Source organism: Pontibacter sp. HSC-36F09, assembly GCF_024171605.1.
Taxonomy (GTDB): Bacteria; Bacteroidota; Bacteroidia; order Cytophagales; family Hymenobacteraceae; genus Pontibacter.
In genome coordinates, this window is sequence record NZ_JALKAA010000001.1 from 1,304,185 (window position 1) to 1,329,741 (window position 25,557).

At 50.5% G+C, this 25,557-nt stretch carries 21 protein-coding genes; 11 read left to right on the top strand and 10 right to left on the bottom strand.

All coding sequences use genetic code 11. From position 1 onward, the window contains the following. The first annotated feature begins 110 nt into the window (after positions 1–110). The 3 genes from sdaAA to L1278_RS05970 all read left to right on the top strand — a co-directional run bounded on the left by sdaAA (position 111) and on the right by L1278_RS05970 (position 4,256). Positions 111–1,019 (top strand): L-serine ammonia-lyase, iron-sulfur-dependent, subunit alpha, encoded by a 909-nt coding sequence (gene sdaAA / locus L1278_RS05960; protein ID WP_253401876.1) that lies wholly within the window; start codon positions 111–113, stop codon positions 1,017–1,019. 273 nt (positions 1,020–1,292) lie between these two features. Further along, positions 1,293–2,468, top strand: coding sequence for a DUF4407 domain-containing protein (locus tag L1278_RS05965; protein ID WP_253401878.1), 1,176 nt, complete (start codon positions 1,293–1,295; stop codon positions 2,466–2,468). A 531-nt stretch (positions 2,469–2,999) separates the two neighbouring features. Further along, complete coding sequence (locus L1278_RS05970) at positions 3,000–4,256, top strand: pyridoxal phosphate-dependent aminotransferase (RefSeq protein ID WP_253401881.1); 1,257 nt, start codon at positions 3,000–3,002, stop codon at positions 4,254–4,256. Positions 4,257–4,332: 76 nt separating this feature from the next. Here the strand turns inward: L1278_RS05970 and L1278_RS05975 are convergent, their stop codons facing one another. Continuing rightward, on the bottom strand, positions 4,333–4,797 hold the full coding sequence (locus L1278_RS05975; RefSeq protein ID WP_253401882.1) for an Lrp/AsnC ligand binding domain-containing protein: 465 nt from the start codon (positions 4,795–4,797) through the stop codon (positions 4,333–4,335). Positions 4,798–4,951: 154 nt separating this feature from the next. On the opposite strand from L1278_RS05975, the gene L1278_RS05980 reads away from it, so the two are divergent. Continuing rightward, positions 4,952–5,905 carry an asparagine synthetase A gene (locus L1278_RS05980; protein ID WP_253401884.1) on the top strand — a complete coding sequence of 318 codons (954 nt, stop codon included), beginning with the start codon at positions 4,952–4,954 and terminating at the stop codon, positions 5,903–5,905. 577 nt (positions 5,906–6,482) lie between these two features. On the opposite strand, the gene L1278_RS05985 is transcribed toward L1278_RS05980, so the two are convergent. The 9 genes from L1278_RS05985 to L1278_RS06025 all read right to left on the bottom strand — a co-directional run bounded on the left by L1278_RS05985 (position 6,483) and on the right by L1278_RS06025 (position 15,768). Continuing rightward, on the bottom strand, positions 6,483–7,859 hold the full coding sequence (locus L1278_RS05985) for a LutB/LldF family L-lactate oxidation iron-sulfur protein (RefSeq protein WP_253401886.1): 1,377 nt from the start codon (positions 7,857–7,859) through the stop codon (positions 6,483–6,485). Positions 7,860–8,008: 149 nt separating this feature from the next. Next, positions 8,009–9,661: a M28 family peptidase gene (locus L1278_RS05990; protein ID WP_253401888.1), complete on the bottom strand. Its 1,653-nt coding sequence runs from the start codon at positions 9,659–9,661 to the stop codon at positions 8,009–8,011. A gap of 34 nt (positions 9,662–9,695) precedes the next feature. Continuing rightward, positions 9,696–10,181, bottom strand: a complete 486-nt coding sequence (gene ispF / locus L1278_RS05995; protein WP_253401890.1) for a 2-C-methyl-D-erythritol 2,4-cyclodiphosphate synthase — start codon at positions 10,179–10,181, stop codon at positions 9,696–9,698. A gap of 198 nt (positions 10,182–10,379) precedes the next feature. Continuing rightward, the gene (locus L1278_RS06000) at positions 10,380–11,480 is read right to left on the bottom strand and encodes an alkene reductase (RefSeq protein WP_253401892.1); all 1,101 of its coding nucleotides are present in this window, start codon (positions 11,478–11,480) and stop codon (positions 10,380–10,382) included. Between the two features lie 278 nt (positions 11,481–11,758). After that, positions 11,759–12,586, bottom strand: coding sequence for an aldo/keto reductase (locus L1278_RS06005; protein WP_253401894.1), 828 nt, complete (start codon positions 12,584–12,586; stop codon positions 11,759–11,761). A gap of 59 nt (positions 12,587–12,645) precedes the next feature. Beyond that, complete coding sequence (locus tag L1278_RS06010) at positions 12,646–13,095, bottom strand: MarR family winged helix-turn-helix transcriptional regulator (protein ID WP_253401897.1); 450 nt, start codon at positions 13,093–13,095, stop codon at positions 12,646–12,648. A gap of 110 nt (positions 13,096–13,205) precedes the next feature. Next, positions 13,206–13,646 (bottom strand): hypothetical protein, encoded by a 441-nt coding sequence (locus L1278_RS06015; RefSeq protein ID WP_253401899.1) that lies wholly within the window; start codon positions 13,644–13,646, stop codon positions 13,206–13,208. 238 nt (positions 13,647–13,884) lie between these two features. Next, positions 13,885–14,337 carry a PepSY-like domain-containing protein gene (locus L1278_RS06020; protein WP_253401901.1) on the bottom strand — a complete coding sequence of 151 codons (453 nt, stop codon included), beginning with the start codon at positions 14,335–14,337 and terminating at the stop codon, positions 13,885–13,887. A gap of 165 nt (positions 14,338–14,502) precedes the next feature. Beyond that, a complete protein-coding gene (locus tag L1278_RS06025; RefSeq protein ID WP_253401903.1) occupies positions 14,503–15,768 on the bottom strand; it encodes a pitrilysin family protein in 1,266 nt (421 codons plus the stop codon). A 297-nt stretch (positions 15,769–16,065) separates the two neighbouring features. Between L1278_RS06025 and L1278_RS06030 the strand changes: the two genes are divergently transcribed. From L1278_RS06030 to L1278_RS06060, 7 genes are all read left to right on the top strand, one after another. Then, positions 16,066–18,045 (top strand): thiamine pyrophosphate-dependent enzyme, encoded by a 1,980-nt coding sequence (locus L1278_RS06030; RefSeq protein ID WP_253401904.1) that lies wholly within the window; start codon positions 16,066–16,068, stop codon positions 18,043–18,045. 35 nt (positions 18,046–18,080) lie between these two features. Beyond that, a complete protein-coding gene (locus tag L1278_RS06035) occupies positions 18,081–18,284 on the top strand; it encodes a hypothetical protein (RefSeq protein WP_253401906.1) in 204 nt (67 codons plus the stop codon). Between the two features lie 54 nt (positions 18,285–18,338). Continuing rightward, the gene (locus tag L1278_RS06040; protein WP_253401908.1) at positions 18,339–18,689 is read left to right on the top strand and encodes a hypothetical protein; all 351 of its coding nucleotides are present in this window, start codon (positions 18,339–18,341) and stop codon (positions 18,687–18,689) included. A gap of 16 nt (positions 18,690–18,705) precedes the next feature. Continuing rightward, complete coding sequence (gene ytxJ / locus L1278_RS06045; RefSeq protein WP_253401910.1) at positions 18,706–19,047, top strand: bacillithiol system redox-active protein YtxJ; 342 nt, start codon at positions 18,706–18,708, stop codon at positions 19,045–19,047. A gap of 157 nt (positions 19,048–19,204) precedes the next feature. Further along, entirely contained in the window at positions 19,205–19,933 is a 729-nt protein-coding gene (locus L1278_RS06050; RefSeq protein WP_253401912.1) for a hypothetical protein, read from the top strand. Between the two features lie 134 nt (positions 19,934–20,067). Beyond that, a complete protein-coding gene (gene lipA, locus L1278_RS06055; protein WP_229733858.1) occupies positions 20,068–20,970 on the top strand; it encodes a lipoyl synthase in 903 nt (300 codons plus the stop codon). Positions 20,971–21,465: 495 nt separating this feature from the next. Then, the gene (locus tag L1278_RS06060) at positions 21,466–25,545 is read left to right on the top strand and encodes an ice-binding family protein (RefSeq protein ID WP_253401914.1); all 4,080 of its coding nucleotides are present in this window, start codon (positions 21,466–21,468) and stop codon (positions 25,543–25,545) included. Positions 25,546–25,557 lie beyond the last annotated feature (12 nt).

A 25,557-nucleotide genomic window follows, 5' to 3' on the forward strand; every position in this document is an offset into this window, starting at 1 on the left:
CCCGTGTGCCGTGTTATGAAATGGAGCAGGAGTTTAGCTGATTCCTGAAATTTAGATTAACTTTAACACGTCCCTGCGCCAAGTTGCAGGGCAGGTATACCCCATACGATATGTCATTACTATTCAACGATTTTAAGAGCTGGGAAAAGCATTGTGCTGAAACCGGCGAACCGCTATACCAGCCCGTGCTGGACTACGAAATAGAGCAGAAGGGCCGCACCGAGGAGTTTATCTGGGAGAACATCGCCAAAGCCTACGAGGTGATGAAGGACGCCGTGCACACGGGCCTTACCGAAGACATGACCTCCCGCTCAGGTATGGTGAACAACAGCGCCAAGAAGGTGGCCAAGTCGCCGGTGACGGTGCTGTCGCCGGAGTTTCAGATGCTGGTGTCGCGTGCGCTGGGAGCCAAAGAAGTGAATTCCTGCATGGGTCGTGTGGTGGCCGCTCCAACAGCTGGTGCCTCCGGTATACTGCCTGGTACGCTCACCACGCTGCAGGAACTGCACGGCTTGTCAGACCGCAGCATTCACGAAGGCTTGTTGGTAGCGGCAGGTATAGCGCTCATCATCGAGCAAAATGCTTCGCTGGCCGGAGCCGTGGGCGGTTGCCAGGCCGAGACGGGCAGTGCGGCAGCCATGGCGGCGGGTGCCATTGTGTATTGTCTCGGCGGTAACGTGGACCAGGTGTTCACGGCAGTCGCCATTACGATCCAGTGTATGCTGGGCTTGGTATGCGACCCGGTGGCGGGACTGGTAGAAGTGCCTTGTATTGTGCGCAACGCCAGTGCGGCTGCTATTGCTTATTCTTCATCGCAGCTGGCCATTGCCGGTGTCAATGCCGTTATTCCGGTCGATCAGTGCGTGGCGGCCCTCGGCGAAGTAGGCGAAAGCATGGAGCGCAAGTACAAAGAAACTGCCCTCGGCGGACTGGCCAACACCCCACGTGCCCGCGAAATAGAGAAATTCGTGCTGGTGCAGGATGTAGAGATACTTCCGGACGAAGACGAGCACAGCTAAGAAGTTTAGGAATTTAAGAGTTAGAGAGGGATTGCTTAAAGATCTCACCCAATAAAAAAGGCAGCGGCTGGAGAAGTCGCCGCCTTTTCGTTTTAATGGTTATACCTATGTCCCGTTAGCTTTTTAGCCACTGTTGTCGCTTAAGCACCGATGTTCATCACATATTAGAGGCAGTTCGTCACATTTTAAAGGGTAAAAGTATTAAAGTCAGTAAGTTAGGCGTTGTTATTGCATGCTGTCTTTGCGTCAGTTTTAACCTGAAGAGGATTATACATGAAGAAATTTTTTTGGTGGTGCGCCGGTGCCGACGATACTATACTTGAAAAATGCTCTAAGTCGGAGCACATTAAATATGCCGGTGTCGGCGCGACCGTTCTATTCACAGGCGTGCTGGCCAGTTTGTCGGGCGGCTATGCCCTCTACACGGTGTTTGATTCCGTGCCGATGGCCGTTGGCTTTGGTTTGCTGTGGGGTGCCGTTATCTTTAACCTCGACCGTTTTATCGTTTCCACCATCCGCAAAGAAGGCAAATTCTGGAAAGAGCTGCTGATGGTAACGCCGCGTATCTTGCTGGCGCTGGTGCTGGCCGTGGTTATTTCCAAACCGCTGGAACTGAAGATATTCGACAAAGAGATACAGGCTGTTCTGAAAGAAAAGCAGGCTGAGCTGGCTATTCAGCACAAATCCTTGGTGAACAAGCAGTTTGTCGAGGTAGATTCCGTAAAGTCAGAGATTGCAGGTATACGGGCAGAAGTGGAAGCCAAAATACAGGAGCGCAACAAGCTTTACGAACAGGTGGCCGCTGAAGCCGATGGCACAGGCGGTACCGGCAAAATAGGCAGAGGTCCTATTTACGAAGAGAAAAAACGCCAGTACGATAAGGTAGACGAAGAACTAAAACTCCTGCAAGCCAGTGCCGCCGACCGCATTCTGGTAAAAGAGCAGCGAATTGCCGACCTCATGAAGCAGTACGACAGCACCGTGGCAGAAGGACAGGAAAGCTTTTCGAACTACGACGGTCTGATGGCCAGAATTGATGCCTTGAACCAATTGCCGTGGCTGCCCGTGTTCTTCATTACGCTGCTGTTTGTCTGCCTCGAAACAGCCCCGATCTTCACCAAGCTGATCACGAGCAAAGGTCCTTACGACGACATCCTGAAAGGTCTGGAGCACGAGCGTACGACGCAGGAAATGCACCGGGTGCAGGAGCGCCAGAAACAGTACGATACCCGTCAGGCTGTAGCCGAAGCCAAATTTGCAGCTCGTCAGGAATTTGAAATCGACGCCAAGCGCGAAGAAGAGCGCCTGAAATCAGATGCACACCTCGATGTAGTCCGCGAGTCAGCTGCCGTGTGGCGCGAGCGCAAACTAGCCGACATCAGTCGCAGCCCCAATACCGCCGCTGATATTCTGAATGACGGGGAGGAGAGTAGTTATTATAAATGGTAGGCAGGTTCTTGAGATTGTTCTATACCTGAGTAAGATATAGGGTTCACGTTCTGGTTCTATACTTAGAGCGCAAGCGAGAGTACTTTATCTTCTCTCATATTTCTTGGTTTAGATGCATCTCTTTCTAGCAACTGTCCCCTTGAGGGATGGCCTGTTGCAATCTCAAAGACTATCCCCTTGAGGGGATTATAGGGGTGTAACTTTCGAAGTTAAATTGCCAGTGATCGACTAATCTGCAATTTGTACGAAGCTGTAAACACCCCTCTCTCCCCTCAAGGGGAGAATCTGCCAGAATGAAATGACTCTGTCCTCAAGGGGATAGTCATGATGTGTGCTATACATCCTCAGGGCCTCAAAGCTGAAATTTATGGTTGAGCATAAGGTGAAGATACTCCCGCAAGTCATGCAGCACAAGGTATAACCCTACAGCACCGGATCAACTCAACGATGGTATAAATCAGTTTTTGTACCGCGTTAGGGCCATACTTTTTCCAGAAGTTAGTATCTTGTCGCGTACTAACTTACTGGCGCATGAACGTTTCAAAAATGGCGCAAAACCTCATCGGCTCCGAGATTATCAAACTCGCCGGTGAAGTAAACGCAATGATTGCCAAAGGTGAGCAAATCTGCAACCTTACCATCGGCGACTTCGACCCAAAGATATTTCCTATACCTGGCGAACTGCGGGCTGGCATTGCTGAAGCCTACGCCGAAGGACATACCAATTACCCGCCCGCCAATGGGGTAGCCGTGCTACGCAAAGCTGTCGCCGATTTCACCCGCGACCGACTGGGCCTGACTTACTCCGAAAATGATATTCTGGTAGCCGGTGGTTCCCGTCCGCTTATCTACGCAACTTACCTGGCCCTCGTGGATCCGGGCGACAAAGTGGTTTTCCCGACGCCATCGTGGAACAACAACCATTACTGCCACCTTTCCAGCGCAACGCCTGTAATGGTAGAGACCAGCCCGGACAATAACTTCATGCCGACCGCTGCCGATGTAGCCTCCAGCCTGAAGGGCGCGACGCTACTGGCTCTTTGCTCTCCACTCAACCCAACGGGCACGATGTTCTCCAAAAAAGATCTGGAAGACATCTGTGATCTGGTGATTGCCGAAAACAAAAGTCGTGGTGCAGGCGAAAAGCCACTTTACATCTTGTATGACCAGATCTACTGGATGCTGACTTTTGGCGAGCACAAGCATTACGACCCCGTGAACCTGCGCCCTGAACTGCGCGACTATACCATTTACATCGACGGCACTTCCAAATGCTTCGCTGCTACCGGCGTGCGGGTTGGTTACGCTTTCGGCCCAACGGTGGTAATTGATAAAATGAAGGCGATTCTGGGTCACGTAGGTGCCTGGGCTCCGAAAGCCGAGCAAATGGCAACGGCCCGATTCCTGCACCAAACCGATGCGGTGGATGTGTTCCTGGACGAGTTCAAGCACAACGTGCGCGCGAGTCTGGACATGCTCTACCACGCTTTCAAAGACCTGAAAAACGAAGGGTATAATGTGGATGCCATCGAGCCGATGGGTGCTATTTACCTTTCTGCCAAACTCGACCTGGCGGGTAAAATCACACCATCTGGCCAGGTGCTGCAAACCAGCAAAGACATCAGTTTCTACATACTTCAGGAAGCCAAACTGGCCGTTGTTCCGTTCTCTGCCTTCGGTTCTGATCCGGCGCTAGGCTGGTTCCGACTGTCAGTTGGCGGTGCTTCGCTGGAAAGTATAAAAGACTCGCTGGGCAGGTTAAGAGAAGCGCTTCAGAAGTTGAAATAAAGTATAACGAAATCACATTAATAGACTCAGGTATAACAAAGCCGCTTCAAATCAGTTTGGAGCGGCTTTGCTATACCTACTCAACCCCTACCGAAATCTGCCGCGTAATACTCTCCTCCAGCGAAATGAAGGTTTCGGTGCGGTGCACGCCTGCTATACCTTGCATTTTCTCGTTGAGCACTTCGCGCAGATGCTTCGTGTCGCGGCAAATAATTTTGACGAACATGCTGTAGGCGCCAGTGGTATAGTGGAGCTCTACAATTTCAGGTATAAGTCGCATTTTCTCCACCACTTCTTTGTAGGCCGAGCCCTTCTCCAGAAACACCCCGATAAAGGCGCAAATATCGTAGCCTATGGCCGCCGGATTAATCAGCAGTTGTGCACCCTGCACAATGCCCATCTCCGTCATTTTCTTGAGTCGCACGTGTATCGTGCCGCCTGAAACGCCTAGTTCTTTGGCAATATCCGTGTAGGCGCGGTTCACATTCTGCATCAGCAGGTGCAGAATCTGGCGGTCGAGATTATCAATTTTTAAATCCATACCCTATATGAAAGCTAAATTTTAGAGGTTCAGTAAAAACAAATGATATATATTAGTCAATTTTCAACAAATCTATTTAAATGTTAAATAATTTTCAACAAAAATAATGATTAAGTATGTTTGCAATACACCAATTCATTAATAATTAGATAGAATGGAATTGCAGACACTCACAGAACCGACGGCACTCGAAGCTACGATGAAGCACCTGAGCCGCCCGTCCCTGCCCAAAGTGCTCAAAGTACAGCAGGGAATTATCCGTGCCACGCACGACTTCATGTTCAAAAAAGGGCTCACGCAGCTGATGCCGCTGATGCTTTCGCCTATTACCGATCCGCTCAATCATGGCGTTGTGGATGCCTCTATCGGCTATGCGGACCAGCGTTGGAGCCTCACTAAATCGATGATTTTCCACAAGCAACTGGCATTGGTAAATCCTGAACTGGAAAGCCTCTACATTGTGTCGCCCAACGTGCGCCTTGAGTTTTCGGATCGCGCTGGCACAGGCCGCCATTTGTTCGAGTTCACACAGGTAGACTTCGAATTCCGTGGCAAGGACCGCTTTTTTGTGATGGAGTTTATGGAAGAACTGGTCAACTACATCTTCGCCAGCCTGAACAGAGATATTCCGGAGCTTCTTACAGAGTTGCGTGGCGAGTTGCTGCCGCAGTACGAGAAGTGGCCCGTATACCGCACCGAAAAGCTGGAAGCCGCACTTGGCCCGGACTATGAAGCGATTCAATCTGAAGAGTCGACTGAGCCGTTCTGGCTGATCAACCACAAGCGCGAATTCTACGACAAGGAAGACCCAAGCCGCCGCGGTACCTACCTGAACTACGACGTGATTTGGCCGGAGGGATTTGGCGAGGGATTGTCAGGCGCCGAGCGTGAGCACGAGTACAAGCAGATTTTGAAGCGCATGGCCGAAGTCGGCACCAATACCGAAACGTTTAAGCATTACCTGGAAATCGCCAGAGCGGGCTTGCTACCTAAAACTGCCGGTGCCGGATTCGGTGTGGAACGTATGACGCGCTTTATCTGCCGTCTGAAAGATGTGAATGAAGTAACGGTATTTTCCCGTAAACCATGCACCCCCGCCATTTTTTAAAGGTATAAAGTATGGACGACGGTAATAATAATTGCCTGGGAGACCAGGCGGATAATGGAACATAAAAGGCCTGCAATTTGAGTTTGCAGGCCTTTTTGTATTTTGAAGAAAGTTTATAGCGCGAGCGTCCTCGCTCTTGACTACTATGGAGGGGCCTCTAGCCCAAGTATTGGTTACTTTGCTTTGTAGCAACTGCTGCTGCAGGTATAGCAACCTAATTTGTTCTATAGCTTGCCCTGGCCGGGCGGGCCTTACTTTTTTCCTTGATGAAAAAAGTAAGCAAAAAAATCAAGACGCTTTTAAACTCGCTGACCGCTCAAACACAAAATCGTCAAGGGTGCACCTAGCACTGCTGTCAGTTTCATAGCTGCCGTGCAAGGTAGTCTTTCAGTGCGTGTCAGTGGTCTTTAACAGAGACCGCAGCGCCTATACCTTTGAACTGGCAGCGGCCTAAAACTCCCCTCCTTGGACAAGGAGGGGCAGGGGTGGTTTGACCCGGTATTTGTGGGAATCCTGCAAATCCTTAAATCCTGAAAATCCTTGGGGTAGGAGCCCTATATGAAGATTCAGACAACATTTACTTCCCTTGCCGCTCTTTCCAAAGCTGGTTAAACGACTTCGGCGCTACTTGCAAAGGTTCTCTACGCTTGCTCCAGGTATCTTTCAGCACTTGCTTCAGCACGAAGTTTTTCACGCCGGCCGGAGCCATGTTCAGCAGTTTGCGGCTCTTCATGGCTTTTAACCAAAGCTTAAAGGTGGTTCGCTCGCTCTTTTCAGTAAAACCTTGTTCCACACTCTGGCGACGGTTAAGCAGCAATAGGTTGTGGATATTGATCTTGACAGGGCAGACGGAGGTACAGGCGCCGCAAAGCGAACTGGCAAAACTCAGGTGCTTATTTTCGGCCATGCCGTTGTAATGCGGCGTGATTACCGAACCGATCGGGCCGCTGTAGGTGCTCTCGTAGGTATGGCCGCCGATGTTCTTGTATACCGGGCACACGTTCAGGCAGGCGCCGCAACGGATGCAGTTCAGTGCTTCCCGCTTCTCAGGCAGGGCCAGCAAGTCTGTGCGTCCGTTGTCGAGCAGCACCACATACATTTCCTCCGGACCGTCCTTCTCGTTTGCCTGGCGCGGACCTGTGAAAATTGTGTTGTAGATCGTCACTTGTTGACCGGTGCCGCTGGTGCTGAGCAAAGGCCAGAAGAGGTCGAGGTCCATCACCGAAGGAAGCATCTTTTCTATACCTACAATGGCGATGTGCGTTTTCGGGAAGGCAGTGGACAAACGGCCGTTGCCTTCGTTTTCAGTAATTGCGATACCTCCAATGTCGGCCAGCAGGAAGTTGCCACCGGTTATACCTACTTCGGCCTCGGTATACTTGGCGCGCAGCAAGCGGCGGGCAGTGGCTACCAGTTCTTCGGCGCTGTCGGTCGGGGCGATGTTAAGCTTCTTTACAAACAGGTCAGCAATATCCTTCTTGGACATATGCATGGCAGGCGTCACAATATGGTAAGGCCGTTGCTCAGCTAACTGCACAATGTACTCCCCCAGGTCCGTCTCTACCGTTTCGATTCCATTCTTTTCCAGGAAGTTATTCAAATGAATCTCCTCCGTCGTCATCGACTTCGATTTCACCACCGAACGGGCGCGCTTGCGCTTCATGATCTGGCCGATCTCCTTGAGCGCCTCTTCGGCATTGCGGGCCCAGATCACCTTGCCACCACGGGCCGTGAAGTTAGACTCAAACTCCATCAGGTACTTGTCTAAGTTGTTGATGGCGTTAGTTTTTATGAAAGAAGCCCTTTCGCGGGCGAGCTCGTGATCGCTGTATTGGGTAAGGCCACGTTGCACAGCGGCGTTATACTTGCCGATGTTGAACTTAATGGTGGAGCGGTGGCCCAAATCAAATGATTTCGTTTCGGCGTCCTGCAGAAACTGTTTAAGTCTACTCATAAGTTAAACCCTATGGTCTTTCCCGAAAATGGCTGATTTCAGGAAGTGCTATTAAAAGAAAAACACCCTTAAAGTTAGGGTGTTTTCCTCAAAGCTAATAAAAGCGGATTGTTTTTATGATAAACGGCCGCTGGTGCGGGTTTAGTGTATTACTTTTTGTTGCTGTCCACTACAATGCGGTTGTCGCGGTTGGCAAGCTCCCAGGTCACGTGGAACGCCAGACGAGCAGCCTTCTCAGCTTTCTCAAAAAGAATCTTGTCTACTGTGTCGCTTTCCTTATGATAGTCGGCGTGCACGCCGTTGAAGTAGAACACGATCGGAATACCATGCTTGGCAAAGTTGTAGTGGTCAGAGCGGTAGTAGAAACGGTTCGGGTCGTTCTCGTCGTTGAACTTGTAGTCAAGGCGCAGGCCTACGTGCTTCTGGTTTACCTCTTCGTTGATCTTGTGCAGTTCAGAAGAAAGTTTGTCAGCACCGATTACATAGATGTAGTTCTGGTCATTCGTCTTCTCTGCGTCGAAGTCCATGCGGCCGATCATGTCGATGTTGATGTTGGCTACCGTGTTCTCCAGCGGGAATACCGGGTTGTTGGCATAGTATTCAGAACCCAGCAGGCCTTTTTCTTCAGCTGTCACGAGCATGAACAGGATGCTGCGGCGTGGGCCGAAGCCGTCTTTCTTAGCCTGAGCAAAAGCCTCGGCCAGCTCAACCACAGCCACGGTGCCAGAGCCGTCGTCGTTGGCGCCGTTAAAGATCTGGCCGTCCTCTATACCTACGTGGTCGTAGTGGGCGGTTACCACAATCACTTCGTCTTTCTTGTCAGTGCCCTCAATGTAGCCCAGTACGTTGTCAGACGGAAGCGCTGTGCTGTTACGCTCAGTCTTCACCTTCACGTCCTTCACAGCAGTGAACGTACCGGCAGTTGGTTTGCCTGCTTTGGCTATAGTGTTGGCATAGGCCAGCATTTTCTCAGGTGTAGTACCTAGCAAAGCTGCGCCTACTTGTGGCGACACCATCATGGCAGCTGTGGCTCCTCCCTGTGCACCGTTGCCCTTCAAACCGATGGACGGACGCGTCAGGAAGTTGCGATAGCGCTGGGTCATGGTCTTGAATTCATCGGCGTTGTTGCCTGTTACCATCAGTACGCTTTTAGCGCCACGCTTGGTAGCGGCGTTGCGCTTGGTGCGGAAGTCGTTGCCCCAGTCAGAAGCCTTTTCAGTGCCGCTCACCAGGAACTTGCCGTCGGCGCTTTTCGGCTCACCGGCCAGCACCACAACCATTTTACCGGTCACGTCGAGGTTGGCGTAGTCAGAGTAGGTATCAGCATCGATGCCGTAGCCTGCAAAAACTACTTCAGCAGTTTGCTCGGTCTGGTATGGCGAAGCGCCCAGCACGAAGAAGTCCTGACCCATCATGAACTTTTGCTTGCCGATCATGATGTAGCCTTCGCCCCACTGGCTGCGCTCCAGATTAACTGGCTGATAGTATGGGTTGGCGTTGTTCTTTACAGGTCCGGCCAGGCCGTCTTCTTTAAATTCGCGGGAGATGTACTCAGCGGCCATCTGCAGACCCTTAGATCCCGTATCGCGACCTTCGTACTCATCTGAAGCGATGATGTTGAGGTGCTTGGACAGGTCAGCGGCAGTGATAGTGGACGCATACTTAGGAGCTGCTTCACGAAGACGCTCAGCGTCTGCAACCGGTGCCTCAGCTGTGGTGCTGGTAGTTGTAGTAGGCGTCGTGGCGCAACCTGTGGTCAGGAAGGCTGCCAGCGCATACACATAAAACTTGTTATACTTCATGTTTGTAGTAGGTGAAGAAAAGGGTTAGTGATTGTTATTGCTTATAGATAAGTACAGTTGCAAAAGCGGCCACGCCTTCTTTTTTGCCCACAAAGCCCAGGTGCTCGGTGGTGGTGGCCTTAATGGAAATGTCACTTTCAGGTATACCCATTACATTTGCCAGGCAGGCTTTCATATCAGGTATATGCGGATTTACTTTCGGCTCTTGCAAGCAAATGGTCGAGTCGATGTTGCCGATCTCGTAGCCTTCGCGGGAGAGCAGGTGCACCACTTCTTTGAGCAGGATCTTGCTGTCGATGCCTTTGTACTGCGGGTCTTTGTCAGAGAAATGGTAGCCGATGTCGCGCAGGTTGGCAGCACCCAGCAGCGCATCGCAGATAACGTGCGTCAGCACATCGGCGTCAGAATGGCCGAGTGCGCCGTGCGTGTGCGGAATCTTAATACCACCAAGCCAGAAGTCCAGCCCTTCCTGCAGTTGGTGCACGTCGTAGCCAAAGCCCGTTCTTATTTTAAATTTCATAGTAAGTGTTGAAGGTATAGCGCATGCCTGATAAGGCAGGTATAAAAAGTAAATATAGTCTCTTTTACACTTTAGTCATTAATCGGCAGGCGCATTTTTCAAGGGTATAGACTTAAATCAGGCAGAAAGGTTTAAAAAGCAAGAGCCAGCCACCGGTTACGGTAGCTGGCTCTTGCCTATGTTCTATTTAAGAACCGCTTAGGCTTCCACTTCTGCCAGGGTCGGGTAATCCACATAGCCTTCAGGGCCGGGCGCATAGAATTTGCCTGGGTCTGCCTGCTGTAGCTCCGCGTTCTCGGCAAAACGCTCCACCAGGTCAGGGTTTCCAATAAACGGCACCCCAAAAGCCACCATGTCAGCGTCGCCATCGGCAATCACCTGATTACCTGTCTCCTGCTTAAAGCCTCCGTTGATGATCAGGTTGCCGTTATACTTCGGACGATAGCGCTTAGCCACTTGCGGCTCAATGTGCGGTACATCCTTGTTGGCTGGCGAAGCTTCGGTCAGGTGCAGGTATGCCAGGCTGTATTTGTTCAGTTGCTCTACAATGTAGTCGAAAGTCGGGATAGTGTCCTCATTCACCGTGATGCCGAAACCGCCGTGCATGCTTGGGTTCAGGCGCACACCGATACGATGCTGCGGCACCACTTCCTTAATGGCGTCCAGTACCTCGAACAGGATGCGGGCGCGGTTCTTTACAGAGCCACCGTAGTCATCGGTGCGCACGTTGGCTGTGCTCACAAAGAACTGGTGCAGCAGGTAGCCATTGGAGGCATGCACTTCCACACCGTCAAAACCGGCATCGATTGCGTTGCGGGCAGCCGTTTTAAAGTCCTGCACAATCTGCTTGATTTCAGGTATAGTGAGCTCGTGTGGTGTAACAGTATCTTTGAAACCCTCCGGCGTGAAGGCCTTGTCGTTAGGGTTAATGGCCGATGGAGCAACCGGCAGCTTTCCGCCATGGAAGTCAGGGTGCGACATACGGCCCACGTGCCATAGTTGTGCGAAAATCTTGCCTCCTTCTTTGTGCACGGCGCTGGTTACTTTTTTCCAGCCCGCTACCTGCTCCTGGCTGTGAATGCCGGGCGTGTTGATATACCCTACGGCCTGCTCTGAGATTTGAGACCCTTCAGAGATGATCAAACCGGCGCTGGCGCGTTGGCTATAGTAGGTTGCCATCAGGTCGTTGGCTACGTTGCCTTCGTTGTTGGCGCGGCTGCGCGTCATGGGTGCCATGATCACGCGGTTCTTCAGTTCTAAATCGTGGAGTTTTATCGGTCTTAAAAGTGGTTGTGACATTTTTATGAATTGTTAAATTATTGGATTGTTAAATGGTTAGGTGCACGATTCTGTTAATCATAATCCGTTGCTTGATCATGGATTTTTCGTGCACGATTCGGACAGGTCGCAACCTGTTCCTACAAAATCTGCTCTATGCTCTCGTTCGCCTCTGGCGAGTGTGTGTTATCGTGCTGACTCTGATAGCTTCTTTTGATTGTCCAGGTACAGGTGGTGAAAGGTTAGCGAAGTCGTATTTAGTAAGTTTATAACTTCAAACTTCTCAAATTCCTGAATTCCTAAACTACCTGGTCCCAGTCAGGTGCAAAAGAAGGATTAACTACCCGCTGGTTATCTTTTTTCAGTTGGTCTATCTGAGCGGTGTCTTCAGTTGACAGCTCAAAGTCGAAAATGTTCAGGTTGTCCTTCAGGCGCTCTGTTTTGGAAGTTCTAGGTATAGCCATCACACCGTCCTGCTGCACCAGCCAGCGCAGCGATACCTGCACTTCGTTCTTGCCGTACTTTTCGCCTATCTCTTTTAAGACAGGGTTGCCGAGCACTTTACCTTGCGCGATCGGGCTGTAGGCCGTCAGCGAAATGCCATGCTCGCGTAGGTAGGTATAAAGCTTTGTCTGGTTGATCAAAGGATGGTACTCTACCTGGTTAGTAATGATGTCGGCGCCCGTGGCCAGCACCTCGTCGAGGAGGGCGGTGGGGTGGTTACTGACGCCGATGTGTTTGGTGTAGCCTTTTTGCTGGGCTTCCATCAACTGGTCCATGTACTCAGCCACGGGCACGTTGCGGTTCGGCCAATGGATCAGCAACAGGTCCACATAATCGGTTTTGAGTTCGCGCAGGCTGTCCTCTACTGAGGGCATAAAATCCTTCTTCGACAATCGCTCCCTGAAAACTTTCGTGGTCAGGAAAATCTCGTCGCGGTCTATACCTGCATCTTTAATGGCGGAGCCAACGCCTGACTCGTTCTTGTATGCCTGCGCTGTATCGATGTGGCGGTAACCTGCTGAAATGGCGGCTGCCGTTATTTCGCGGGCCAATTCGTTCTCTAACTGAAAAGTGCCCAAGCCTATGGCAGGTATAGTCGCGTTTTTTATGGTGATGTTTTTCATAGGTATAATTTCAGTGTGTACATTATTTGTGCATACAAATATTTAGATAAAAAAATAGCTCAGCCTCTGAGCTTATCCAGCAACTTGCTCACTAAAACAGCCTCATCCTGCGTCAGGTTATGGAAGCGCTGAAAGAAGGCGGGCATTTGCTCGTCTATCTGGTTCATCAAATCGGTTCCTTTCGAGGTTAGTCGTAACTCGATCATGCGGCGGTTGGCCTGGCAGATGTCGCGGGTCACGTAACCTTTCTCGATTAGCTTGTCCACAAGGCGGGTTACATTGGAGTTGCGGTCTACCATGCGTTCCTGCACCTCGCCGAAGCAAACCGGTTTCGGTTGCTGCCCACGCACAATACTCAATACATTGTGCTGCTGCAGCGTTAGCCCAAACTGCTTAAAGAAAGGTATAAACTGCTGATTCAGCCAATTGTTTGTGAACAACAGATTAACCACCATCCGACGGTGATCGTCCTTGAAGTCTTTCTGCTGTATTTCGTCTTCTATCCGCATAGGCTGGTTGTTGGTGCAAAGTTAATCTTGTTGTTTGTATATACAAATGTTGTGCCCGAAAAGTTGCACCTGGCAATTTATCTGACTCAGAAATAGAAAGAAGTTTTTCCCTAGTCCCAATAAGGTTGCCGGAGTTGCTGGCCGTCTGCTGAAAAAACAGCTTCAATTTCTGCTGTCTGGCTTTCAAGGACGATCTGGTAAGAAGTGGTGTGGTTTTTTACGAAGGCTTCTGCTTCCTTAAGCTTATACCTTGGAAAGTTTTTGGCGATAGCACTAGCAACGGCTTCTGGTAGCTCTGATGTAGGTATAGCGCGCTTGTACTGCGTCAGTGCTCCCGCATTTTGGAAAAGCGCACTGTGCTCGGCGGCATGCACGGTAAAGTCAGCTTCGTAGTCTTTGCCACTTTTCTCCCAGGCTATATCGAAGGCAAGCGGAAAAGTAGTCAGTAAATTTTGACGCACTTCCAGTGGTACTTTCTCAGGCATAACGTCGTCATCACAGGAAATCATAGTTGCTGACAACAGAACGGTGGCGATAAGTTGCTGCTTCATAAATAGGCTGTAATAAAGGACAAGTAGGTAATTAGGAACTAAGATTACAAAGTAAATCTGAAGAAAATTTGTAGAATACTTATTTTAGGACATTTGAAGCTTTTGAGGCCGATGTATAGGTATAAAGGCTGGCAGAGAAAAGCAGGAACAAGACAAGCAGAGATAGATCAGTCATTATTTCAAAAAAGGCCCAAGGCGCATTGCCCCGGGCCTCCTTTAAAATGCGTTCGACAGGAAATTAATCCCAATAAGCCTGATCTACCTTTTGGCCGTCGCTCGAGAAGACGAGTTTTTCGTCCGTGCTGGTCGTATGGTCCAGTTCTACCTGGTATAAGGTATCGCCGTTCTGTACCAGCACTTCCGGATCGTCTATTTTATGGTCAGCGTAACTCTGGCTGATGGTTGCCCGGATTGCCTCCGGAAGCTCGGTTTCAGGTATATCGTACTTATGTTTCATCACAGTGCCGGATGCGTTGAGCATGGCGTTGTAGTCTACCCTGTCTACATCAAAATCGGCTTCGAAGTCTTCTCCCTTTTTCTCCCAGTCTATACCTGTTGCGTCCGGGAAGCTGCTCAGCAGGGCTTCGCGCACAGTAGCAGGCACGTCCTCAATCTTCATATCATCATCGTTGTTATCACAAGACAGTAGGGTGCCGGTCATTAAAAGGAATGCAAAAGCGGTTGCTCTCATGGTATTAAGTTTTATGTTTAAAAAATTACTTATTCCTAGTTACTGAGCGATTTTGAAGGAAATCTGGAGGATCGGTGTTTTTTGCAAACCATGAGCAACAAAAAGCGGCTGCCATATACCTGGCAGCCGCTTTTTAAATTTTTTAAAATAATTGCTATACCTTGCTTACGCCTCCTGCTCTACTGCTTGCTCTTTCTTTTCGGCTTTATAAAGTAACGTGGAGCAATTGTTCGGGTCAAGCACCTGTTTGGCGCAGCGCAAAATATCCTGCGGCGTGATGGCCTGAATTTTCTCGCCTTCGGTGTTCACGAAGTTCGCGTCGCCGAGAAGTTTGCCATAAGCCAGGTTCATAGCGCGGTTCAGCAGCTCAATTTCGGAGAACACGAGTGAGGTTTCGGCTTGATTTTTTACTTTATTCAGCTCTTCTTCATCTACCAGTTTTTCCATCAGTTCTTTGTTGATGGCCTCAATGGCGGTGTTGGCTTCCTGCAGGTCTATACCTTCGTTGAGTTTGCCCTGGATGATCAGCAAGCCTGGTTCAATGGAGCCTGTCACGGAAGCGGAAATAGAGTTGAATAGTTTTTGCTCTTTCACAAGCTGCTCGTAAAGACGGGAAGATTTGCCACGGCCCAGTATATCGCTGATCAGGTCGACGGCATAGTAGTCTTCGTGGTTGCGGTGCGGCATATGATAAGCCTTATAGATGGCGCTCAACGGTACGTCGGCGCTGGTCTCGAGCACGCGCGGCGCCTGCTGCTTCGGCTCATGAGGTATAGCGCGCTCGTACTTTTCACCGGCAGGTATAGGGCCGAACCATTTCTCAGTCAGTTCTTTCGCCCTGTCAAAGGTCACGTTGCCGGCTACCACTAGTATGGCGTTGCTTGGGGAGTAATGTTTCCTGTGGAACGCTTTCACGATGTCCATGGTCGCGTCTTCGATGTGCGCGATCTCCTTGCCGATGGTCGCCCATTTATACGGGTGCTGCTCGTAGGCCAGCGGGCGCAGCTTCAGCCATACGTCACCGTAAGGTTGGTTGAGGTAATTTTGCTTAAACTCCTCTACCACCACCTTGCGCTGCACTTCGAGTCCATGATCGCTAAAGGCCAGGTCCAGCATACGGTCCGACTCCAGCCAGAAACCAGTTTCAATGTTCTGGGCCGGCAGGGAGAGGTAATAGTTGGTGATATCAGGGCTGGTGAAGGCGTTGTTTTCGCCGCCCACGCGCTGCAGGGGCTCGTCGTATACTGGTATGTTCTTAGAGCCGCTGAACATCAGGTGCTCAAACAGGTGCGCAAAACCGGTGTGCTGCTCTACCTCATCGCGGGAGCCCACGTCGTACAGCACGTTCAGCACGGCCATAGGTGAGGTATGGTCTTCGTGCACGATCACACGGAGGCCGTTATCCAGCGTAAATTCCTCGAAATGTATCATAATCTTCTTCTCTTTAAAGGACGGCAACTGACGTTACCTTAGCCTGATTTCTTTCCTGTCATTTCTTTTTCAACAGGTATACCTTGTGTCCTGTTCAAGCAAAACCGGCAAATACTTGCAGGCCTGACAGGTTTTCTGTAGCTTTTGCTCTCTTTACGGTCTTTCGGTTGCCGCTTGTTGCGAATGCCGATGCCGCTAAGGCACGAAGTACCGAACAAATTTATAAATTAGCACCATAATCGGCGGCTAAAGCAAACGTTATGCTGCCATATCACAACGAATTTTTCGCATCATAAGATGAACTATAACCGCAAAGAATATTCCGACGACGAACTGATCGCACTATATAAAGGTATCCTGAAACCCCGCATGATTGAGGAGCGCATGCTCGTGCTGCTTCGCCAGGGCAAGGTGAGCAAGTGGTTTTCAGGTATAGGCCAGGAGGCTATCTCCGTAGGATCGGCCATGGCGCTGGAGTCAGATGAATACATTTTGCCGCTGCACCGCAATCTGGGTGTATTCACGGGTCGTAATGTGCCGTTGGACAGACTCTTTGCGCAGTTTCAGGGCAAAAAAACCGGCTTCACAAAAGGCCGCGACCGCTCTTTCCACTTCGGCTCCAACGAGCACCATATTGTGGGCATGATTTCGCACCTGGGTCCGCAGTTGGCAGTGGCCGACGGTATAGCCCTGGCTGACCTGCTGGATAACAAAGAGAAAGTAGCGCTGGTGTTCAGTGGCGACGGCGGTGCTAGTGAAGGAGACTTCCACGAGGCGCTGAACGTGGCAGCTGTCTGGAACCTGCCGGTTATCTTCATGATCGAGAACAACGGTTACGGACTTTCCACACCAAGCAACGAACAATTCAAATTCAAGCACTTCACAGACAAAGGCCCGGCCTATGGCATAGACGCCCTGCAGATCGATGGCAATAATATAGTAGAGGTATACGACACGGTGCGACAGGCTGCCTACAGCATGCGCAAGAACCCGCGTCCGATGCTGATCGAGGCCATCACGTTCCGCATGCGCGGGCATGAAGAGGCCAGCGGCACTAAGTATGTGCCGCAGGAGCTGTTCGAGAAGTGGTCGAAGAAAGACCCGGTAGAGAACTTTGAAAAGTACTTGCTGGATGAAGTGATTCTGACGCCAAAAGCGATAGAAGGTATACGCGAAGAAATAAAGACTGAGATCGAAGAAGGACTACAGACCGCCTTCGCCACGCCAATGCCAGAGGCAAACCGCGAGGAAGAACTGGAAGACATGTACCGTCCTTTCGAGCAGGAAGTGATCAAATCGGAAACAGATGCCAAAACCGAGCGACGCTATGTAGACGCCATTTCGGACGGACTGCGCCAGAGCATGGAGCGCTATCCGGAACTGGTGCTGATGGGGCAGGACATTGCCGAGTACGGAGGCGTGTTTAAAATAACAGAAGGCTTTGTTGATAAATTCGGCAAAGATCGTGTGCGCAATACGCCGCTTTGCGAATCGGCTATTTTAGGTATAGGCCTGGGTATGTCGGTGAAGGGTAAGAAGAGCATGGTCGAGATGCAGTTTGCAGATTTCGTGAGTGCCGGCTTCAGCCAGATCGTGAACAACCTCGCCAAGAGCCACTATCGTTGGGGCCAAAATGCCGATGTGGTGGTGCGGATGCCAACAGGTGCCGGTACGGCCGCCGGACCATTCCACTCACAGAGCAACGAAGCCTGGTTCTTCCATACGCCGGGGCTCAAGATCGTATACCCATCCTCACCATACGACGCGAAAGGTTTGCTGAACGCGGCCATTGAAGACCCGAACCCGGTGATGTATTTTGAGCACAAGATGCTTTACCGTTCCATTTCGCAGGAGATTCCGGACGATTACTATACCGTGGAGATCGGCAAAGCCAGGTTGGTGGCCGAGGGGTCTGATATTTCCATCGTCACCTATGGTATGGGCGTGCACTGGGCCAAGCAACTGCAGCAGGAGATGACGGATATCAGCTTCGACATACTCGACCTGCGCTCGCTGCTGCCCTGGGACAAAGAAGCCGTGCGCGATACTGTGGCCCGCACTGGACGCGTTATTGTATTGCACGAAGACACCATGACCGGCGGTATAGGCGGCGAGATTGCGGCCTGGATCGGAGAGCATTGCTTCGAGCTGCTGGACGGACCGGTGACACGGGTTGCCAGTCTGGACACAGCCGTGCCGTTTGCGCCGCCGCTGGAGCAGGAGTTTCTGCCAAAGCAGCGTCTGCGCGAGAAGGTGGAGAGCATCATGGCGTTTTAAGGAAATTAGCTTAGATAAACTTATATTGCAGTGTGATGCAGAAAAGTAGATATTGGGTAATGGGCCTGCTGTGCATGGCGCTGCTATTCGGAACGGGCTGCCAGCGCAAGGGTATACCTTGTCCGAAACCTGGAAAAACAGCCAAGGTATCGGGTAAGAATGCATCCGGGCTGGAGTCGGTGAAAGTAAGCATGGACAAGAATGGTCGTGTGAAAAAGAAGCGCATGGGAATTTTTTAGGGGAGCAACCCCTATTCCCGAATTCAGTATAACAACTGTAGACGGAAAGCTGTTATGAAGAACCTGGGATTTGATAAACAAACGAAGCGTTTGGTGGTAATGACAGGTATGCTGCTTTTAGCGGCTATGCCTGCCTTTAGTCAGATCACCTATAACATGACGGACAAGCATGGGCGCCTGATGCGGAAAGCGCTGCGCGATGCCGACCAGGTAGAGGCCACCACCTACAAGGAATCCCACCTGAACATGGATGCCTATACCTTGAAGAAAGGCGAGTCCGGCAAAGTGCGTAAGCGTCAGGGTTTGTTCAAGCCAAAGCACTCCAGCACGAAAGAGGCTGTGCAGCAAGGCCCAGCCGAACGTGAAAAAAAGAAATTCAGGCTTTTCCGGAAGAAGGAAAAGTAAACCTAACCAGATAGCAATGAATTGGCATCCGCTTACAAGCGTAGAGCAGTTAGATAATATAATTGAAGAGTCGAAGAACACCCCGGTGGTGATATTCAAGCACAGCACGTCCTGCTCTATCAGTTCCACTGCCAAAAGCAGACTGGAGCGCCAGTGGGATGGCGCCAGCGTAGACCATATCAAGCCCTATTACCTTGACCTGTTGCGCTACCGCCCGGTTTCAAACGAAATAGCGGAGGTGTTCCAGGTACAGCACCAATCGCCCCAGTTGCTGCTGATCCAGGACGGTATGTGCACGTATGATGCCTCGCACCTGGGTATCAGCATTGACTCTATGAAAAAGAGCCTGGCGGTTTAATGCGCAGCTGCGTAGACGGTAAGCTTTAGTACGCATTTATAAGTAGCCCTACCTGCCTGGGGTTTTGTGCCGGGCTGTATGGCTTCGAACGCCTGATACCTGCCTGCTTTTGGATCTGGCTTTTTGATAGAACATACCTAACCCAAACTGTATAAAGGTGGCTAGAAACCTGGTACTCACAATTGCCATGACGCTGCTGCTGGTGTTGCCGGCAACAGCTCAGTCTGACGATGACTTTAGCAATGAGCTAAGTTACGGCATCAACCTGAACTCGAATGGCGGTTTGCTGGGCGGTGCTTTTGTGCGTAGTTCCTGGTTCATGAAAGAGCGGCTCTACCGTTTCGGCGGACTCGAGGTCGTGGAAATCAAGCATCCAAAAGAGAACAGACTTTACAACCCGGGCTCCGGCGACCATTTCATTGCAGGTAAGCAAAACCACTTCTTCTCAGTGCGCCCACATTACGGTCTGGAACATGTACTGTTCCGCAAGGCAGCAGAAAGTGGTGTTCAGGTGAACGCCCTGGGAGCTGTCGGGCCCTCACTCGGCCTGCTTATACCTTACTACATCCGGTACGACTATGGCAGCGGCCTGGGCAATGACGTGCGCACTGAGGCCTATGACCCAAACAAACACCTGAGCTTCGAAAACACACTGGGGAACGCCAACGTGCTGACCGGTCTGGGCGAAACCAACATCAACCTGGGCGTGCATGCTAAGTTAGGTATGAGCTTTGAGTACGGCCGTTACCGCGAGAGCATCACAGGTATAGAACTGGGTTTTATGGTGGAGAAATTCTTTAAGGACATGGTCATGATCCCGCAGACCGAAAACTACAGTACCTTCACCTCCGTGTACCTGAACATCTACTACGGCCGTCGCAAATAAGAGGCACCAAGAACATTTCCATGCAACCGTTTGTTGAGAAAGAAGTGCCCGGGGCATAGGCAGTATTGCCTTAATTTCCTGGCGCATTTGCTGAAGTCTTAACGCATTATACCTATCTTTGCAGCATGGATGAAATGATGACACTTCCGGTAATACAACCTAACGCTAAGCCCGAGGGGCTCAACGCTTTGGGTCAGCCCCGCAAGCCAAATTGGCTGCGCGTAAAGCTGCCGGTAGGGAAAGAGTATGCGAAGGTAAGAAACATCGTAGACGAGTATAAGCTGCATACCATCTGTGAGAGCGGTAACTGCCCGAACATGGGCGAGTGCTGGGGAGCCGGCACAGCCACTTTCATGATTCTGGGCAATGTGTGTACGCGCAGCTGCTCTTTCTGTGCCGTGGCCACGGGCCGCCCTAACGAATACGACGTAGACGAGCCACGCCGCGTAGCTGAAGCTATTCAGCTGATGGGCGTGAAGCACGCCGTGATAACTTCTGTGAACCGCGACGAACTGAAAGACCGCGGTGCCGCCATCTGGCACGAGACTGTGCGCATGGTAAAAGAACTTTCTCCTGCCACTACCATCGAAACCCTTATACCTGATGTAAAAGCTAGCTGGGACGCGCTGATCACGATGATCTCGCCGGGCCAGGAAGTAGTTTCGCACAACGTGGAGACGGTAAAAGAGCTTTACCGCCGCGTGCGACCACAGGCTAAGTATGAGCGAAGCATCGAGCAAATCCGCCGCACTAAAGAATATGGCAAGCGCACCAAAACCGGCATCATGCTGGGCCTGGGCGAAACACGCGAGCAGGTATACCAGGCCATGGATGACCTGGCTGCCAACGGTTGCGACATCCTGACACTGGGCCAATACCTGCAGCCAACCAAGTTACACATTGAAGTGGCTGAGTTCATTCACCCGGACCTGTTTGAGCATTACCGTGAAGAAGGCCTGAAGCGGGGCATCAAGTATGTCGAGTCTGGCCCTTTGGTGCGGTCATCATACCATGCTGAGCGTCATGTGAATGTGTAAAAAAAATTGCGTATAAACTTTTAAAGAATTTTTAGAAAGTTTTTCTTCAATACTTGAAGTGCCCTATTGATTTTTGCTTATCAATAGGGCACTTTTTTATTGTACTGTTTCCCTTCCCTAAATTTCCCTATTTTAATTAAGATTTTTTCAGTTCCTTTGCCCACCTATATAACAAAAGGTGTATAAAATAAGCATTCCTGCAACCAAAGGGCACTAAATTAGTATATCCAGATATTCAAGTAATAATACACCCCTATATGCCCGTACTCAAATCTTTGCACTGGAAATCTTCTTTTCTGAAAAAAATATTGACCTCCATTATATTAGAATAGTATTACACAATCGCTGTTATAACATTTTATTCCAGTCTATATATTGTATTTTTTATATTGTACTAAACTTATCTTCAATATATAAGTATCAGGATATAGTAAAAATTTATGGAAATACTTTTATATTTATGCCTGATTTATTACGCTTTTTTACATATTTCCTATGAGTAGAATTCTACTGCTTCTCACCCTTTTTCTGACTGCGACCAACACCCTTAGCTTTGGGCAGACAGAAATCAACCTAGGCCGCGTAAACAGGTTCATTGCATTGGCCAATGAGCAGATTGTCGTTAAAGGCCCTGACAAAACATGGATCCGTGGTGATATCGGCATCAGCCCCGGCAAGGTCATTATCGGAGAAGAATTTCTTGAAGTAACCGGTAAGAAAGAGAAAGGAACTGAAATAGCAGCTGAGGCGATGGCTGACGCTAACAGGCTGTATCAGGACCTGATGGGCCTTCAGGAGATGGAAAACCTGAACCCTAACCTGGGCAATGGCCGCGAAATTTATCCTGGTGTCTATAGCATTACAGGCGATGCCACCATTAGTGGCATCTCGCTGCTGGTTACGCAAGGAGGCAGTTCCCCTATCTTTGTATTTAAGATCAGCGGTAACCTGAAAGTAAACCCAGGCGCCCTCAGCCTTTCTGGCGTAGGGGTTGAAACCAAGAATATCTACTGGGTTGTCGACGGTGATGTGGAGATTCAAGCCCCAAGTAGCCTGTATGGTAACATCATCGCCACAGGCAACATCACATTTGGCAAAGGCGTGTCGCTTTATGGTCGAGCGATTTCACTTGGCGGCACCATCTATTTTGAAAATAACCCAACGGTGCTGCAAAACGTGACGAACGCTGACCTGACCGTAAAGAAGAATGTTGATAACACAAACGTGTCGCTGGGCGCACGCGTGACCTATACCATTACCGCTACAAATAACGGCCCGGGTATTGCCCGCAATGTGGCCGTGAAGGAGCGCATCCCAACCGGATTGAAGCTGGTGGAAGTAAAGCCTGCTACAAAAGGAACATACGACCAGGTGAAGAACGAGTGGGTGATTGGTGACATGGCGGTGTTTGAAACCCAGACCCTCCGCCTGGTATTTGAAGTGACTGGCACTGGTAATATTACGAACGAAGTCATTATTATCGGTGATGATCCGGATCCGAATCCGGATGACGATAAGGATGATGAAGAAATAGTGCTGCCTAATCTAGGGCTCACAAAACGCATTATCGATCCGAAATCGAGCTATAACCTGGGCGACGTGATTGCCTATGAGATCAAGGTCGTAAACACGTCTTCCAAAGAGGAAAAAAATATAAATGTTAGTGAGCAGCTGGCAAGCGGGCTTAAGTATGTGCGGCACGAGGCGACTCCGGGTACTACTTATACCTTAGCGACAGGCATTTATAACATCCCCGTGCTAGCGGGCAATACGACTGCCACACTCATTGTATATGCCGAGATCGTGGGCACAGGCAACATCCGCAACGTGGCCACCATCATCGACCGCCCTGATGACAAAGATCCGGATGACAACGAAGAAGAGGTAGTGATCATCCTGCCTGACCTGGGCGTAACTAAGAAAATTGTTGATCCGAAACAAGAGTACAAGGTAAACGACGTGCTGGCTTTCGAGATCAAGGTTTCAAACAATGCCTCTACGCCTCAGACTAATATAAATGTACGTGAGCAGTTGCCGAAGGAACTGGCCTTTGTAAGGTATACAGCAACCAGCGGAACTACTTATGATGCAGCGACAGGCATTTACAACATCCCAACACTGGCTGGAAAGACCACTGCAACACTGATTGTCTATGCTAAGATTGTGGGCACGGGTGCGATTCGTAACGTGGCCACCATCATCGACCGCACCCCGGACAATGACAAGGACCCGGACAACGACGAAGACGAAGTCGAGATTCTGCTGCCAGACCTGGGCGTGACCAAAGAACTGGTAAATGCGAAGGGGGAATACATGGTGGGCGAAACGGTGCAGTACCGCATAGTGGTGACAAACCATGGTGCCAAGGCCGAGAAAAACATCGTAGTAGGCGAGAAGTTGCCAGTAGGCCTTCTGTTAGTAGACTTTAATGTAAGCAACGGCGCTTCGTATGATCCGGCAACTGGAGCATTCAAGATTCCTTCGCTGGAGGCAAAAGCAACAGCTGAGCTTGTGATCAATGCCCAGTTAGTAAAGGCGGGTCAGGTTCGCAACATTGCCCGTATCATCAGCAAAGATAAACCAACGCCGACTGACCCGACTGATCCAACTGATCCGACTGATCCGACTGATCCGACTGATCCGACCGATCCAGGAGACCCTAATAACCCTGGTGACTCTGATCCGGACAACGACGAGGATGAGGTGGTGATCCCGGATGTGAAATGCAATCCAAACATTACGCTGTCAATTGTAGAAGCGCCAACTTCCGTGTGCCGTGGCGATGAGCTCACTTTCAAAGCAACGTCGGATGTGATTGGGGCTACTTATACCTGGTCTCTGCCAGCAGGCTGGAAAACGGTAAGCAAATCAGCTGACGGTAGCACTATAACCGTTACTGCAGGCACTACACTGAACGCTCAGACGGTAAAAGTAACCGTGAACACACAGTGTAAGGATGTTAACAAGACAGCCGAAACCACTGTTAATGTGATCGGCGAGCCAGCTAGAGTAGCAATTACTGGAGAGGCTGCCCTGTGCTTCAACAGCACTACAGGTATAGCGTTGAGCGCCGCTGCTGTAGATGGACTCACTTATAAGTGGACACTGGACAACAACCTGGAGTTTGTGGAAGGCACAAACGATGCCGGCACCAGCGTAAGTGTTCGTTCGAAAGGCCAGAGCTTACTTGGCGGCAAGGTATACCTGACGGTGACCAACGCTTGCGGTTTCAGCACCACAACCGAGAAAATGCTGATCGTGACGCCAACACCAGCTATACCAAAGGTCATCACAGGTAACCTGGATCTGTGCGAAGGAGAAGAAACAACTTTCAGCACACCTATAATAACCGGAGCTACCAGCTATACCTGGAGCTTCCCGGCAGCTGACTGGACAGTTGTGAGCGAAACGGAGAATGGCAGAGTGGTAAAAGTAAAAGTTGGTAAAACAGGTGGTCCGATCACTGTAAAAACTGGTAATGACTGTAATATAAGTGCAGCCTTCGAAGTGATAGCAAAAGTGACTCTGAAGCCGGTAGCACCATCTATTGCGAACACTGCAACCACAGGCTGTATCGGGGCAACGCTCACGTTCAGCATAGCATCACCGGAAGCAGGCATGACCTATACCTGGACAGTGCCGCAGGGCTGGAGTGCCGACAAACTGACGGGTACCAGCATTACCGTAACAGTGGGTGAGACAAGCGGAGACATTGAGGTATACGCGACCAACACGGTGAAAAACTGCGGTGCGGGCGCTGTAGCCAAGCTGGCTGTTTCGCCATCGCTGAAGCCGGCAGCTCCGGGAGCGATCAAGAGCAACATGAACGTGTGCCTCAACAGCACAGGCAACGCCTTCAGCATCGAGGCTGTACCTGGTGCAACCGCTTACGAGTGGGAAACGAACGGTGGCCTGACGATTGAAGGAGCCAGCAACGGTACAAGCATTACAGTGAATGCTGCCGAAACGGGCGGTACCGTTCGTGTGCGAGCCATCAACGGCTGCGGCATCAGCGACTGGTCTAGCCTAAATGTCGACATCACCATGCCTCCTGCTCCTGTTACCCGCATCACGGACAACAGCAGCGTATGCGAAGGCCTGATCTATACTGCCGATCCGGTAGAAGGTGCGACTTCTTATACCTGGACGGTAACAGAAGGCTTCACCATCGAGTCTGGTCAGGGCACGGCCACCATCAAAGTAAAAGCCAACAGTCCGACTGCAACCGGCCGCGTGAGTGTGATTGCCTACAACGGCAGCTGCGCAGGCTCTGCCGAGTATAGCATTGATATGGACGCCAGTCTGGCAAACGGACAGCTGGACTTCCCGAAAGCCTTTAGCCCGAACGGCGATGGCAAGAACGACGAGTGGCTGGTGAAGAACCTTGACAAGTTCCCAGACAATGAAATGGTGATGTTTAACCGCTGGGGATCTGAGGTGTTCAAGCAGAAGAACTACAAGAACGACTGGGCCGCCAAAGGACTGGAACAAGGTACTTACTTCTACAAAGTAAGGGTAAAGCTATGCGACGGCAAGTACCAGGACTACACCGGCTACGTGACCATCTTCCGATAAGCGAGTGCATTC